Origin of the sequence: Sanguibacter suarezii NBRC 16159 (assembly GCF_001552735.1) — a bacterium.
Classification (GTDB): Bacteria; Actinomycetota; Actinomycetes; order Actinomycetales; family Cellulomonadaceae; genus Sanguibacter; species Sanguibacter suarezii.
Window position 1 is genome coordinate 89513 of record NZ_BCRT01000018.1, and the last position, 14835, is coordinate 104347.

Sequence of the window (14835 nt, forward strand, 5' to 3'; positions counted from 1 at the left end):
ATGGGGGATGGAGCACAACAAAAATGAGATGACGCTCCTGCGCGTCGGAAGACGGGCAGGTGCCCCGAGGTCAACGCCCCGGGGCACCCAACCATCATTACCAGCGGTAGTGCGCGAAGGCCTTGTTCGACTCGGCCATCTTGTGGATGTCCTCGCGGCGCTTGACAGCGGCACCGAGGCCGTTGCTCGCGTCGAGGATCTCGTTCATGAGGCGCTCGGTCATCGTCTTCTCGCGACGGGCGCGGGAGTAGTCGGTGAGCCAGCGCAGCGCGAGCGTGGTGGAACGCGTCGGGCGGACCTCGACGGGGACCTGGTAGGTCGCTCCACCGACGCGGCGCGAGCGAACCTCGAGCGCGGGGCGGACGTTCTCGAGCGCGCGCTTGAGAACGACGACGGGGTCACCCGCGGTCTTCTCGCGGACACCCTCGAGGGCGCCGTAGACGATCGCCTCGGCGGTCGACTTCTTGCCGTCGAGAAGAACCTTGTTGATCAGTTGCGTGACGACCGGCGATCCGTAGACCGGGTCGACGATAAGTGGCCGCTTCGGGGCCGGACCCTTACGAGGCATCTCAGCTCTTCTCCTTCTTCGCGCCGTAGCGGCTGCGAGCCTGCTTGCGGTTCTTGACACCCTGGGTGTCGAGAGCGCCGCGGATGACCTTGTAGCGCACACCGGGGAGGTCCTTCACACGACCACCGCGAACGAGCACGATGGAGTGCTCCTGGAGGTTGTGGCCGACGCCGGGGATGTACGCGGTGACCTCAACGCCACTGGAGAGCTTCACACGGGCGACCTTGCGGAGCGCGGAGTTCGGCTTCTTCGGGGTGGTGGTGTAGACGCGGGTGCACACACCGCGCCGCTGAGGGGATCCCTTGAGGGCCGGGGTCTTGGACTTTCCGACCTTCGATGTCCGCCCCTTGCGGACGAGCTGCTGAATCGTGGGCACTGCGTCTCCGTGTCTACTCGAGCCCGCCGGGGAGTTCCCGACGACGGCTGCTGGTATGTATTGCTGGTCTGCGTCCGGGCTGGGTGCACGAGGGCACCGCAGCTTCGCTGCAATACGCCACGTACCACCGGCTCGATGGTCCAGCTCGCGCAGTGCTGCGTCGAGCCGGAGAAGCCCGCCAGCTGGTCATGCTCTCGCCCTCGGCCCGGAGTGATCCGAGTCGTGACCACAGGCTCACCACCGTCGAGCCAGAGAGGCTTACGCTCCTCGGCGACCGGCGGTCAGCGGCAGGTGGTGCAGACGAAAGCCCGACAGCACGGGCACGGTTGCTAACCCTACTCGCCTTCGCGGCACAGGTCAAAGTCGCCGGTACGCCGACGGGGCGGCTCCCCCGAGAGGGAACCGCCCCGTAGGCGTTCAGCTGGTCGAGCAGGCCCGACCTGGACGGACCGCGGTCAGCGGAAGTCCGGACCGAAGTCGAGGTCCTCGAGCGGGATGGCCTCGCCGGATCCCATTCCCAGGGGCGGGAAGTCGATCTCGTCGTAGCCGAAGCTCGGGTACAGCTCGGCCTTGGCCTCTTCGGTGGGCTCCACCGTGACGTTGCCGTAGCGGGGCAGGCCCGTACCGGCCGGGATGAGCTTACCGAGGATGACGTTCTCCTTGAGGCCCAGCAGCGGGTCACGACGACCGCTCATGGCGGCCTCCGTGAGCACGCGGGTGGTCTCCTGGAAGGACGCCGCAGACAGCCACGAGTCGGTCGCGAGCGACGCCTTCGTGATGCCCATGAGCTCGGGACGACCCGAGGCCGGCTGGCCGCCTTCCGCCACAGCGCGGCGGTTGGCGTCCTCGAAGCGGCCACGAGCGGCGAGCTCGCCCGGCAGCAGGATGGAGTCACCCGAGTCGAGCACGGTCACGCGACGCAGCATCTGCCGCACGATGACCTCGATGTGCTTGTCGTGGATGTCCACACCCTGCGAGCGGTAGACGTCCTGGACCTCGTCCACCAGGTGCTTCTGGGTGGCGCGAGGGCCGAGGATGCGCAGGACCTTCTTGGGGTCGACCGCACCCTGGACGAGCTGGGTGCCGACGACGACCTCCTGGCCGTCCTCGACGAGCAGGCGCGAACGCTTGGTCACCGGGTAGGCGATCTCCTCGGAGCCGTCCTCAGGGGTGAGGATGATCCGACGGGTGCGCTCGGAGTCGTCGATCGTGATGCGACCGGTGTACTCCGCGATGGGCGCCTCACCCTTGGGGGTGCGGGCCTCGAAGAGCTCGGTCACACGGGGCAGACCCTGCGTGATGTCGTCAGCCGATGCCACACCACCGGTGTGGAAGGTACGCATGGTCAGCTGCGTACCGGGCTCACCGATGGACTGTGCCGCGATGATGCCGACAGCCTCACCGATGTCCACGAGCTTGCCGGTGGCCAGCGAACGGCCGTAGCACTTGGCGCAGGTTCCCACGTGGGACTCGCAGGTGAGCACGGAGCGCACCTTGAGCTGGGTGACCCCAGCGGCGAGCAGGGCGTCGATGAGGACGTCGCCGACGTCCTCTCCGGCTTCCCCGAGCACTGTGCCGTCGACCTCGACCGAGGAGGCGAGGGTACGGGAGTAGATGCTCTGCTCCACCTTGTCGTGGCGGACGAGACGGCCGTTGCCGATGTCCTCCCCGACGGGCAGGGTGAGCCCACGCTCGGTACCACAGTCGTCCTCACGGACGATGACGTCCTGCGAGACGTCCACCAGACGACGGGTGAGGTACCCGGAGTCGGCGGTACGCAGCGCGGTGTCGGCCAGACCCTTACGGGCACCGTGGGTCGCGATGAAGTACTCGAGGACCGAGAGGCCCTCACGGTAGTTCGACTTGATCGGACGCGGGATGATCTCACCCTTGGGGTTTGCCACCAGACCACGCATACCGGCGATCTGACGCACCTGCATCCAGTTACCACGAGCACCCGAGCCGACCATGCGGTAGACCGTGTTGCGTGCAGGGAAGTTCTCCTGCATCGCCTTCGCGACCTTGTCCGTGGCCTGGGTCCAGATCTCGATGAGCTCCTGGCGGCGCTCGTCGTCGGTGATCAGACCCTTCTCGTACTGCTGCTGAACCTTGAGCGCCCGCTCTTCGTGGGCCTCCAGGATCGCGGCCTTCTCGTGCGCCGGCGTCGCGACGTCGGAGATGGCGATCGTGATGCCCGAGCGGGTCGCCCAGCGGAAGCCAGCGGCCTTGAGCGCGTCGAGCGACTCGGCAACCTCGACCTTGGGGTAGGTCTCGGCCAGCTCGTTGACGATCTGGGACAGGACCTTCTTGTCCACGACCTTGTTCACGTACGGGTAGTCCACGGGCAGCAGCTCGTTGAACAGCGCACGACCCAGGGTCGTCTTGAAGAGGATCGGCTGACCCGGCTCCCAGCCCTCAGGGGCGGTGAAGTCCGACGTCGGAGGAACGAGGTCCTCCATGCGGATGGTCACCACGGCGTTGAGGTCGAGCTGACCGGCGTCGAAGGCCATGATGGCCTCGGACACCGAGCTGAAGGCACGGCCTTCACCGATCGGGTCTTCCTTGTCGCTCGTCAGGTGGAACAGACCGATGATCATGTCCTGAGAGGGCATGGTGACCGGACGTCCGTCGGACGGCTTGAGGATGTTGTTGCTCGAGAGCATGAGGATGCGGGCCTCAGCCTGCGCCTCAGCCGACAGCGGCAGGTGGACAGCCATCTGGTCGCCGTCGAAGTCAGCGTTGAACGCTGCACAGACGAGCGGGTGCAGGTGGATGGCCTTGCCCTCGACGAGCATCGGCTCGAAGGCCTGGATACCCAGACGGTGCAGCGTCGGTGCACGGTTGAGCAGGACCGGGTGCTCGGTGATGACCTCTTCGAGGACGTCCCACACAGCCGGCTTGGCCCGCTCCACCATGCGCTTGGCGCTCTTGATGTTCTGGGCGTGGTTGAGGTCGACCAGACGCTTCATGACGAAGGGCTTGAACAGCTCCAGCGCCATCTGCTTGGGCAGACCGCACTGGTGCAGCTTGAGCTGCGGGCCGACCACGATGACCGAACGGCCGGAGTAGTCGACGCGCTTGCCGAGCAGGTTCTGGCGGAAACGCCCCTGCTTGCCCTTGAGCATGTCGGAGATCGACTTGAGCGGGCGGTTGCCCGGTCCAGTGACCGGACGGCCACGACGACCGTTGTCGAAGAGTGAGTCAACAGCTTCCTGAAGCATGCGCTTCTCGTTGTTGACGATGATCTCCGGAGCGCCCAGGTCGAGCAGACGCTTGAGACGGTTGTTGCGGTTGATCACGCGGCGGTACAGGTCGTTGAGGTCGGACGTCGCGAAACGTCCACCGTCGAGCTGAACCATCGGGCGCAGGTCCGGCGGGATCACCGGGACGGCGTCCAGGACCATGCCCGTGGGCGAGTTGGTCGTGGTGAGGAAGGCGTTGACGACCTTGAGGCGCTTGAGCGCCCGGGTCTTGCGCTGGCCCTTGCCGGTCTTGATGATCTCGCGCAGGCTCGCTGCCTCGGCCTCGAGGTCGTAGTCCTGCAGGCGCTTCTGGATCGCCGCAGCGCCCATGGAGCCCTCGAAGTAGTTGCCGTACCGGTCCTGCAGGGCGCGGTAGAGCATCTCGTCGCCCTCGAGGTCAGCGACCTTGAGGTTCTTGAACTTGTCCCAGACCTGGTCCAGGCGCTCGAGCTCGGCGTCCGCACGCTTGCGGATCTGAGCCATCTCGCGCTCGGCGGAGTCGCGCACCTTGCGGCGTGCGTCGGCGCGGGCGCCCTCGGCCTCGAGCTCGGCGAGGTCGGTCTCCAGGCGCTGGGCCCGGTTCTCGATCTCGTTGTCGCGACGGTCGGTGATCTCCTTCTTCTCCAGGTCGATCTCGTTCTGGAGGTTGGGGAGGTCTTCCTGACGGCCGTCGACGTCCACCGAGGTGATCATGTACGCGGCGAAGTAGATGACCTTCTCGAGGTCCTTCGGCGCGAGGTCCAGCAGGTAGCCCAGACGTGAGGGCACACCCTTGAAGAACCAGATGTGGGTGACGGGTGCGGCGAGCTCGATGTGGCCCATCCGCTCGCGGCGCACCTTGGAACGGGTGACCTCGACGCCACACCGCTCACAGATGATGCCCTTGAAGCGGACGCGCTTGTACTTGCCGCAGTAGCACTCCCAGTCCCGGGTCGGACCGAAGATCTTCTCGCAGAAGAGTCCGTCCTTCTCAGGCTTGAGCGTGCGGTAGTTGATGGTCTCAGGCTTCTTGACCTCGCCATGCGACCAGGTGCGGATGTCGTCAGCCGTGGCCAGTCCGATACGCAGCTCGTCGAAGACATTGACGTCGAGCAAGGTGGTCCTACTTCCTTCGTCTGCCGGCCTGTCCGGGATTCTTCCCGGCCGGCGCGGTGGAGGTGCTACAGAGTGTCGGATGAGCCGGGGCTCGCGCTATGGGCGAGCCCCGGCTGTCACCGAGATCAGATCTCGTCGATGCTGGAGGCTGCGTTGGGGCGACGCGACAGGTCGATACCGAGCTCTTCGGCGGCGCGGTACACGTCGTCGTCGGACTCGCGCATCTCGATGGAGACACCGTCGCTGGAGAGCACCTCGACGTTCAGGCACAGCGACTGCATCTCCTTGAGGAGCACCTTGAAGGACTCCGGGATGCCCGAGTCGGGGATGTTCTCGCCCTTGACGATCGCCTCGTAGACCTTCACACGTCCGGGGACGTCGTCGGACTTGATCGTCAGCAGCTCCTGGAGGGTGTACGCGGCGCCGTATGCCTCGAGCGCCCACACCTCCATCTCACCGAAGCGCTGTCCACCGAACTGCGCCTTACCACCGAGCGGCTGCTGCGTGATCATCGAGTACGGGCCCGTGGAACGAGCGTGGATCTTGTCGTCCACCAGGTGGTGGAGCTTCAAGATGTACATGTATCCCACAGCGACGGGCTCGGGGAACGGCTCGCCGGAGCGGCCGTCGAAGAGGCGCGCCTTGCCGTCGGGCTGGACCATGCGCTGGCCGTCCCGGTTCGGCAGGGTGGACTGCAGCAGACCGCTGAGCGCGTTCTCCTGGAGACCGTCGAACACCGGCGTCGCCACCGGGTTGCGGGGCTCGGACTTCGCCGCGATCGCGGGGACGTTCTCCTTCCAGGAGAGGTCACCCTCGGTCGCCAGCTCGATGTTCCAGCCCTGAGCCGCGATCCACCCGAGGTGGACCTCCAGCACCTGACCGACGTTCATTCGTCCGGGGACACCCATCGGGTTGAGGACGATGTCGACCGGCGTGCCGTCCTCGAGGAACGGCATGTCCTCGATCGGCAGGATCGTCGAGATGACGCCCTTGTTGCCGTGACGGCCGGCGAGCTTGTCACCAGCGGTGATCTTGCGTCGCTGAGCGATGTACACGCGGACCAGCTCGTTCACGCCGGCGGGCAGCTCGTCGCCGTCCTCACGGTTGAAGGTGCGGACCTCGATGACGGTGCCGGACTCGCCGTGGGGAACCTTGAGCGAGGTGTCGCGGACCTCACGGGCCTTCTCGCCGAAGATGGCGCGCAGCAGGCGCTCCTCGGGGGTGAGCTCGGTCTCGCCCTTGGGCGTGACCTTGCCGACCAGCACGTCGCCCGAGGAGACCTCGGCGCCGATCCGGATGATGCCACGCTCGTCGAGGTCCGCCAGGACGTCCTCGGAGACGTTCGGGATGTCCCGGGTGATCTCCTCAGGGCCGAGCTTCGTGTCGCGGGCGTCGACCTCGTGCTCCTCGATGTGGATCGAGGAGAGGACGTCGTCCTGGACCAGACGCTGGCTGAGGATGATCGCGTCCTCGTAGTTGTGGCCTTCCCACGACATGAATGCCACGAGGAGGTTGCGTCCGAGGGACAGCTCTCCCTCGTCCGTCGCGGGACCGTCAGCGAGCACCGAGCCGACCTCGACCCGAGCGCCCTCGTCGACCAGCACGCGCTGGTTGTAGGAGGTGCCCTGGTTGGAGCGGCGGAACTTGGCTGCGCGGTAGCTCGTGGTGGTCGCGTCGTCGTTGGCGACGACGATGAGGTCTGCGGAGACCTCGGTGACCACACCGGGCTTGGTGGCGACGATGACGTCACCGGCGTCGATCGCTGCACGACGCTCCATGCCGGTTCCCACGAGAGGCGCCTCGGAACGAACCAGGGGCACCGCCTGACGCTGCATGTTGGCACCCATGAGTGCGCGGTTGGCGTCGTCGTGCTCGAGGAACGGGATGAGGGCGGTCGCCACGGACACCATCTGACGCGGTGAGACGTCCATGTAGTCCACAGCGGTGCCCAGGACGTCGTCGGTCTCGCCACCCTTGAGGCGGACGAGCACACGCTCCTGACGGAACGAGCCGTCAGCGTTGAGCTCGGTGTTCGCCTGGGCGATGACGTAGCGGTCCTCGTCGTCAGCCGTCAGGTAGACGACCTCGTCGGAGACCTTGCCGTTCTCGACCTTGCGGTACGGCGTCTCGATGAAGCCGAAGGGGTTGATCCGGCCGAAGGAGGCCAGCGAGCCGATCAGACCGATGTTCGGGCCTTCAGGGGTCTCGATGGGGCACATGCGTCCGTAGTGCGAGGGGTGGACGTCACGGACCTCCATGCCGGCGCGGTCACGGGAGAGACCACCCGGGCCCAGCGCGGACAGACGACGCTTGTGCGTCAGGCCGGCGAGCGGGTTGTTCTGGTCCATGAACTGCGACAGCTGGGACGTTCCGAAGAACTCCTTGATCGAGGCCACCACGGGGCGGATGTTGATCAGGGTCTGCGGGGCGATGGCCTCGACGTCCTGCGTGGTCATCCGCTCGCGGACGACGCGCTCCATACGAGACAGGCCGGTACGGACCTGGTTCTGGATGAGCTCGCCGACGGCGCGGATACGACGGTTGCCGAAGTGGTCGATGTCGTCGGTCTCGACGCGGACCTCGATGGCCTCACCGTTCTTCTTGCCCGGGATGGTGGGCGCGTCGGCGTGCAGCGCAGCGAGGTACTTGATCGTCGCGACGATGTCGGTGACGGTCAGGACCGAGTCGGCGAGCGGCGCGTCGATGCCGAGCTTCTTGTTCACCTTGTAGCGGCCGACCTTGGCGAGGTCGTAGCGCTTGGGGTTGAAGTAGAAGTTCTCCAGCAGCGAGCGACCCGCCTCGACCGTGGGCGGCTCGCCCGGACGGATCTTGCGGTAGAGGTCGACGAGCGCCTCTTCCTCGGTGGTGACGTGGTCCTTCTCGAGGGTGTCCAGGATCGACGGGAAGTCCGCGAACTCCTCGCGGATCTCCGACTCGGTCAGGCCCAGCGCCTTGAGGAGGACGGTGACGGACTGCTTGCGCTTGCGGTCGACGCGGACGCCGACGGCGTCGCGCTTGTCGATCTCGAACTCGAGCCACGCACCGCGCGAGGGGATGATCTTCGCGGAGAAGATGTCCTTGTCGCTGGTCTTGTCGGCAGTACGCTCGAAGTAGACGCCCGGCGAACGGACGAGCTGCGACACGACGACGCGCTCAGTGCCGTTGATGATGAAGGTGCCGCGCTCGGTCATGAGCGGGAAGTCACCCATGAAGACCGTCTGGCTCTTGATCTCACCGGTGTTGTAGTTGAAGAACTCCGCCGTGACGAACAGCGGGGCTGCGTATGTGAAGTCCTTTTCCTTGCACTCTTCAGCCGTGTGCTTCGGTGGTTCGAAGCGGTGGTTGGAGAACGAGAGGGACATCGAGGAGCCGAAGTCTTCAATCGGCGAGATCTCTTCGAAGATCTCTTCCAGACCGGACGTCTCGGGGACGTCCTGACGACCAGATTCCTTGGCAGCTGCGACGCGAGCGCGCCACTTGTCGTTGCCCAGGAGCCAGTCGAAGCTCTCAGTCTGGAGGCCAAGGAGGTCAGGGACCTCGAGTGGCTCAAAGATCTTGGCGAAGGAGACGCGCCGGGAAGCGGTGCGGTTCGCGATTGCGTCGGCGGACGGAGCAGAAGGGGTGCGCGAGGCAGCCAAGAGGGGTCCTTCCCTGCGGATCGAGTGCACGCTGTTGCGCTTTGTGGCCGGCTCGTCCACCCTTGTGGTGTCATTTGACACCCAGCAGCACCCGCGGGTCCGTCGGAGACGGGCTTCGCTTCGGCCACGTGCCGCCAGACCGCTGGTCCACAACCTGCTCGGAGGTCGCCCCGAGAGTTCAGACCATCCGGTCGCACGACACCATGGATGGGTTTTGCAGGCACACGCCAGCGCAAAGCGTCAGCATAGCCGACCGAGTCAAGAAATGGCAACCCGGCCGTTGTGCGCATGCGGCCCTGGCCCGGCGCACGCGCCGGCCGGAGTCCGCCAGAGATCCTCCGGCGGGTGACCCTGCCGGAGGAATCTCAGGAGAGACGATGAGGCCCGCACCCTTGGCAGGGTGCGGGCCTCGTCGCACTGTGTGGGCCGCGGACCTGGGCGTCGATGACGTCCTAGGCCGCGCAGCCCGAGCCCAGAGGGCTCAGATCACTTGAGGGTGACGGTGGCGCCGGCGCCTTCGAGGGCAGCCTTTGCCTTCTCCGCGGTCTCCTTGTTAGCAGCCTCGAGGACCGCCTTCGGAGCGGCGTCAACGAGGTCCTTGGCCTCCTTCAGGCCGAGGCTCGTGAGGGCACGCACCTCCTTGATGACCTGGATCTTCTTGTCGCCAGCGGACTCGAGGATGACGTCGAACTCGTCCTTCTCCTCCTCGACCTCAGCTGCTGCAGCGGCCGGGCCGGCAACGGCAACGGCGGCGGGAGCGGCTGCGGTGACCTCGAAGGTCTCCTCGAATGCCTTGACGAACTCGGAGAGCTCGATGAGGGTCAGGTCCTTGAAAGCTGCAATGAGCTCTTCGGTGCTGAGCTTCGCCATGGTCGGCGTTCCTTCCTAGTTGTCCTGCGTGAAGCAGAGTGTGGTGTGTGTGCGGCGCCCGTGCATTCCCGGAGGAAGACTCAGGCAGCGCTTTCCTGCGAAGCCTGCTTCTCGCGCAGGGCGTCGATGGTGCGCACAGCCTGTGATGCGGGGGCCGTGAACAGGTACGCCGCCTGGTAGAGCGACGCCTTGAAAACGCCAGCTGCCTTGGCCAGCAGAACCTCGCGGGACTCGAGGTCCGCGAGCTTCGTGATGTCCTCGGCCGTCAGCGGGCGTCCGTCGAGGACACCAGCCTTGATGACGAGCTGGGGGTTCGCCTTGGCGAAGTCACGCAGACCCTTGGCAGCCTCGACCGGGTCCCCGGTGATGAAGGCGATTGCCGACGGCCCAGCAAGCGCGTCGTCGAGTCCCTCGACACCGGCTTCCTTGGCCGCGATTGCGGTCAGCGTGTTCTTCACCACTGCGAAGGTTGCGTTGCCGCTGAGCGACCGACGCAGCTGCTTGAGCTGCGCGACGGTGAGCCCGCGGTACTCGGTCAGCACGGCAGCGTTGGACTCGCGGAACAGGTCCGAGAGCTCTGCGACTGCGGCTGCCTTGTCCGGCCTCGCCATGGCAATCCTTCCGATGGTGGTGCCGCTGGTCTCGCCGGAACTCCGGCTCCCGCACCGCCACACGAAAAAGAGCCCCACGCAGGCGTGGGGCTCATAAGGTCACAAGTTGAACTTGATCGTCACGTGCTCTCACCTGCGCTGGCCTCCACGTGTGCGGAGCTTCGGTCGATCGGCTAGTTTCCTGGCACGACCAACGACCTGCGGTCTTGGGTACGCAGCAGACTCTACCTCACCCGGCCCGTGATACCTAACCGGCTGGGTCAGCGGGACTCCTGTCAGCCCCAGCTGCCCTGGGCCCGCTCACGGTCGAGGCGCTCCAGGTACTGGTTGCGCTCGCGCGAGGGGCCGCCGGGGCTGACGAAGATCGCGGACAGCACCGCACCCGCGGTCCAGATGCCGAGGTTCGTGACCAGGCCCCAGCCGAGCTCGGCGCCGCCGGTGACCAGGCCCGCCCCGACGGTGATGACCGTGAGCACGAGCCATGTCCCCACCCCGACCGCGATCGCGTTGACCGCACCCAGGCCCCGGCGGTCGAAGCCGTGCCGCTGCCTGATCATCACCAGCACGAGAGCACCGACCAGGCACATGCGGACCAGCTCGACGACGAGCATCCCGTTGACCCACCCGGTGGACAGGACCCCGAGACGGTCAGCCAGGGAGGGCGACGAGAGCACGGCGGCGGAGACGATGATGCTCGTGACCACGCCCAGCGCGGTCCCGATGATGATCTCGCGGGGGAACAGACGCATCAGCCCTCCCCCTGCACCAGCTCAGCGCTGAGCATCGCGTCCAGGACGGCAGAGCCCTCGAGCTCGCCCGCCGGAGCGACGGCCATGACGGAGTAGAACTGGCCCTCCTCCGTCACCAGCCACAGCGAGGCGACCTCGGTCGCGAGCACCTCACCGGTGGCAAGAGGCACCTCTTCGCTCCAGAAGAAGGCGACTGCCTGCGCAGCACCGGGCCACTGCTCGACGGAGCGGTGCACGTCGTCGTAGGCGGCGTCGATGGAGAACGACTTCTCGCGGACCCAGGTCTCGGAGTAGATGTCGATCCCCGTGCCGGTCGAGACCTGCAGCGCAGGGAGCCCGCCCACCGCGTCGGGCATCCGGTAGGTCACGGTCTCTTCCGCTCCCTCGGGCGTCCCGGGATCATGGATCACCGAGCCGTCGGGGAGGGTGATGCTCAGCCCGGGCAGCACCTCGGTCTCCTCACCGGAGGGCGAGCTGGGCTCGAGGCCCAGCGGCTCGTCCTTGGGGACCGTCTCCGACTCCCCCGCATTCATCGTCGGCGCCTCCGAGCTGGTCACAGGGGCACTCCCCTCGGTGTCGTCTCCACCGCACCCCGCCGTGAGGCCGATGGCCGCAAGCGCCAGCAGCGCGAGCATCTTCTTCATGTCCATCCATCCTTCGACGAGGTTGCGTGCGTCCTTCGAGCGGTCGTGTCCGGTCATCCGACGCAGCTCGTCCAGTCCACCCATCTGGACCCGTCATAGTACTGGGCACCGGTCACGCTGCGTTCGCTCGAGCTGTTGTCGTAGCGCACCCCGAGACCGACGCCGATCTCGCCGCTGGCGTCGATCCCGAAGGCGGTGTTCGAGCTGCCTGTCACGTCCTGGCGGAACACCTCTCCCCGCTCGAGGGACGCGTCCACGAGTCGCTGCAGCGCACTCAACGCCGGGATGTCGACCGCCGGGCCGGAGCTCGGGGGGTACCGGTACTGCGACGGGAGCGTGCTCACACCCGAGGCCCGCAGCAGGTCATAGGCGATGCGCGCGCTCTCGGAGTCGGTGAGGTCGACGGAGGCGTTGAGCACCACTCCCCCAGCCGTGCCGCCGTTGGCGACGCTGTTGAACAGCACGTGGGCGTCGTACCCCGCCTCGCCGTAGGCGGCAGTCTCGAAGGACACGTTGGTCAGGTACTCGCCGTCCGGTGAGATCGTCACCGCCAGCACGCCGCTGATCTCCCCGGACGCGCTCGCCTCGCTCAGCCCCTGGCGGATGTCCGCTGACCCGTCGTAGGTGGCTGAGTAGTACACCGTGGTCTCGTTGGTCTTCGTGTCGTACTTCGCGCCCAGCTCGACCGCCGCGCCGATGCCGGCGGTCCCCGCACCCTCGATGCCTACCGCGGAGGCGCTGAGATTGCCCTTCACCCCTGCGGCGAACATGTACTCCGTCGGTGCCGGGGGAACGTAGTCGGGTCCGCCGAACAGGTTCTTCCCTGCCTCGAACAGCTCCTTCACCGGACCGACGACCGGCGTGGTGGCGTTCGCGATCTTGCGGTCGAAGAAGTCGACGAGCTTCTGCGCGTCGCCGGCGTTGTCGAAGGTCCAGGCTGCGCCGCCGGTTGCTGTCAGCCCGGCCCCGCCACCGGCCTGCACGAGGCCACCGACCTTCTTGTCGTCGATGGTGAGACCGACACCGCCACCAGCACCGAACCCGATGCCCAAGGCGGCCTGAGCGTCGGCGGTGACCCTGTACGTGCCGTCGGACATGGTCTCCAGGGTGACGCTCCCACCCTGGTCCAGGTCGGCGACGACGGTGACCCCGATCGACCGGCTCGTCGTGGTCGTGGTGACCACGCACGCGTCGTCGGGCTCGCGGTCGGAGGCGAGCGGAGGAGGCGTCGAGCACGACGTCCCGAACCAGGAGAAGGCGCGGCACAAGAGGTTCTCGTACTGGGCTCCCAGCACTCCCGAGCCTGCTGCGATGGCCAGGGCGCTGATGAACAGGACGATGACCATGATGATCCCGGCCAGCTCCGCCGAGGCGGCGCCTCGCTCGTCCCCTCCACGTCTGCGCGCCGCACCCTGCGGTGGTGCGGGCGCCGGAGTCGGCCGGCTCATGACGTCACCGGGATGTCGGTCAGGCGGAAGGGAGGGCGGATGGCGCGGTAGGCCGCGTCAGCCAAGGGGTTGAAGAGGTCCAGGGTGACCTGGTCAGCTGCGGGACCGGCCGCTGCGAGCGGCCACACGACGGTCCCGACGTAGGTGCCCCCGGCGGGCAGCGCCTCGCGCATGTTGAACTCCGTGACCGGCCGCCGGGGCTCCCCGACCTCGCTGCCCGCCGGCAGGTAGTCCACCGGCGAGAAGCGCTGGTCTCCTGCCACCAGGGTGAGGTTGACGGGCGAGTACATCTGTGACGGTGCGACGTCTCCGCGCACGCTCCGGATGCCACCCAGCGCGAACATCTCCCCCGGGGCGGAGACCGTCCCGGCGACATGGTCGATGCGGACCTCGCCCACGAGCAGCTGACCGCGACGACGGACCTCACTCAAGGCCACGTGGACCTGCGCGTCTCCCTGCCCCGTCAGCGTCACGCCGTCCCCGCCGGGGGCGGTGGGACCCTCGCTGTCCGGGAGGGCAAAGTCTGTGGCGACCGGCGCCGGCGGCGCCGGGACGTCAGGCACGAAGACGAGCTCGACCCGGCGGTTGAGCGCACGGTCGGTGTCGGAGGTCCCGGGGGCTCGCAGCTCGGACTCCCCGCGTCCCTCGACCGTGACGGTGTAGGGGCTCAGGTCGACGAGGGTGCCCATGTGGTCTGCCACGGACTGCGCGCGCCGCACGGAGAGGTCCTGGTTGTAGGCCTCTTCGCCGACGTCGTCGGTGTGACCGATCACGGTGAGCTCGCCGCCGGCGTACCCGCTGAACTGCGTGGCCGCCGAGGTCAGCGCGGCGTCGGCGCCGCTGGTGATCGTGGCCTGGTCGACGTCGAAGAGGACGTCCGCGCTGACGTTGATCACCACCTGCTCGGGGGTCACGCGCGTGTCGACCGCACCGTCGACGGAGACCTGGAAGGTGTCCAAGGGCGCGACGTGCGTCGTCACGGCCGACGGGTCGGTCACGAGGTCCTCGAGCGCAGCGGTCACCGAGGTGCCGAGCTCGGAGGCGTCGTCGAGCCCGTCGAGGTCGACGACGGGGACGTCGGCGACCAGGCCGGCGAAGGGCACGAGGACGTCGACGGTCGCTGCCTGGCGGGCACCGAAGATCACGTGCATGGCCAACGGGTCATCCTGGCCGACTGTCAGCGATCCGGTGGTGTACAGCGCCCGGTCGGCGGTCGCGCTGTCCTCGACGGTCATGTTCTCGGCATCGAGAAGACGCACTCCGTGCGCTCCCGGGTGGAGCCCGCCCCAGAGCACGCTGATGTTCACCGGGTCACCGGTCGGTGCGCGCGTGACGTCGACCGCAGTGATCGGCAGGACCGCCAGGTCGCCGTCGTTGACGAGCGGCCCGACCGTGTACTCGATGTCCCGCGTACCGACTCTCGTCTCCAGCACGACGCCCTCGCCGTCTCCGGAGTCAGGCTCGGCGGAGGCTGACGGGGTGGCGCTGGCCGACGCCGAGCTCGTCGGCTGCTGCTCGGCCTCCGCGTCCTCGGGGGTGCATGCGGTCACGGTGAGCAGACAGGCGACCACGCCTGTGACGGCGATGGCTTCTC

At 67.1% G+C, this 14835-nt stretch carries 10 protein-coding genes; all 10 read right to left on the reverse strand.

Annotated features, from left to right (window positions below):
* Nucleotides 1-97: 97 nt before the first annotated feature.
* The gene (rpsG, locus tag SS2_RS12705; protein ID WP_066464683.1) at nt 98-568 is read right to left on the reverse strand and encodes a 30S ribosomal protein S7; all 471 of its coding nucleotides are present in this window, start codon (nt 566-568) and stop codon (nt 98-100) included.
* A gap of 1 nt (nt 569) precedes the next feature.
* The gene (rpsL, locus tag SS2_RS12710) at nt 570-944 is read right to left on the reverse strand and encodes a 30S ribosomal protein S12 (RefSeq protein WP_066464686.1); all 375 of its coding nucleotides are present in this window, start codon (nt 942-944) and stop codon (nt 570-572) included.
* Nucleotides 945-1399: 455 nt separating this feature from the next.
* The gene (locus SS2_RS12715; RefSeq protein ID WP_066464687.1) at nt 1400-5281 is read right to left on the reverse strand and encodes a DNA-directed RNA polymerase subunit beta'; all 3882 of its coding nucleotides are present in this window, start codon (nt 5279-5281) and stop codon (nt 1400-1402) included.
* 125 nt (nt 5282-5406) lie between these two features.
* Nucleotides 5407-8919 (reverse strand): DNA-directed RNA polymerase subunit beta, encoded by a 3513-nt coding sequence (gene rpoB, locus SS2_RS12720; RefSeq protein ID WP_066464688.1) that lies wholly within the window; start codon nt 8917-8919, stop codon nt 5407-5409.
* Nucleotides 8920-9405: 486 nt separating this feature from the next.
* Entirely contained in the window at nt 9406-9789 is a 384-nt protein-coding gene (gene rplL, locus SS2_RS12725) for a 50S ribosomal protein L7/L12 (RefSeq protein ID WP_066464689.1), read from the reverse strand.
* A gap of 80 nt (nt 9790-9869) precedes the next feature.
* Nucleotides 9870-10400 carry a 50S ribosomal protein L10 gene (gene rplJ, locus SS2_RS12730; RefSeq protein WP_066464691.1) on the reverse strand — a complete coding sequence of 177 codons (531 nt, stop codon included), beginning with the start codon at nt 10398-10400 and terminating at the stop codon, nt 9870-9872.
* Nucleotides 10401-10675: 275 nt separating this feature from the next.
* Nucleotides 10676-11149, reverse strand: a complete 474-nt coding sequence (locus SS2_RS12735; protein WP_066464693.1) for a hypothetical protein — start codon at nt 11147-11149, stop codon at nt 10676-10678.
* Nucleotides 11149-11850: a hypothetical protein gene (locus SS2_RS12740; protein WP_157607332.1), complete on the reverse strand. Its 702-nt coding sequence runs from the start codon at nt 11848-11850 to the stop codon at nt 11149-11151. The genes SS2_RS12735 and SS2_RS12740 overlap by 1 nt, the downstream gene beginning before the upstream one ends.
* The gene (locus SS2_RS12745; protein ID WP_157607333.1) at nt 11847-13241 is read right to left on the reverse strand and encodes a hypothetical protein; all 1395 of its coding nucleotides are present in this window, start codon (nt 13239-13241) and stop codon (nt 11847-11849) included. Before SS2_RS12745 ends, SS2_RS12740 begins: the two co-directional genes overlap by 4 nt.
* Nucleotides 13238-14791: an OmpA family protein gene (locus tag SS2_RS12750; RefSeq protein WP_157607334.1), complete on the reverse strand. Its 1554-nt coding sequence runs from the start codon at nt 14789-14791 to the stop codon at nt 13238-13240. The genes SS2_RS12745 and SS2_RS12750 overlap by 4 nt, the downstream gene beginning before the upstream one ends.
* Nucleotides 14792-14835 lie beyond the last annotated feature (44 nt).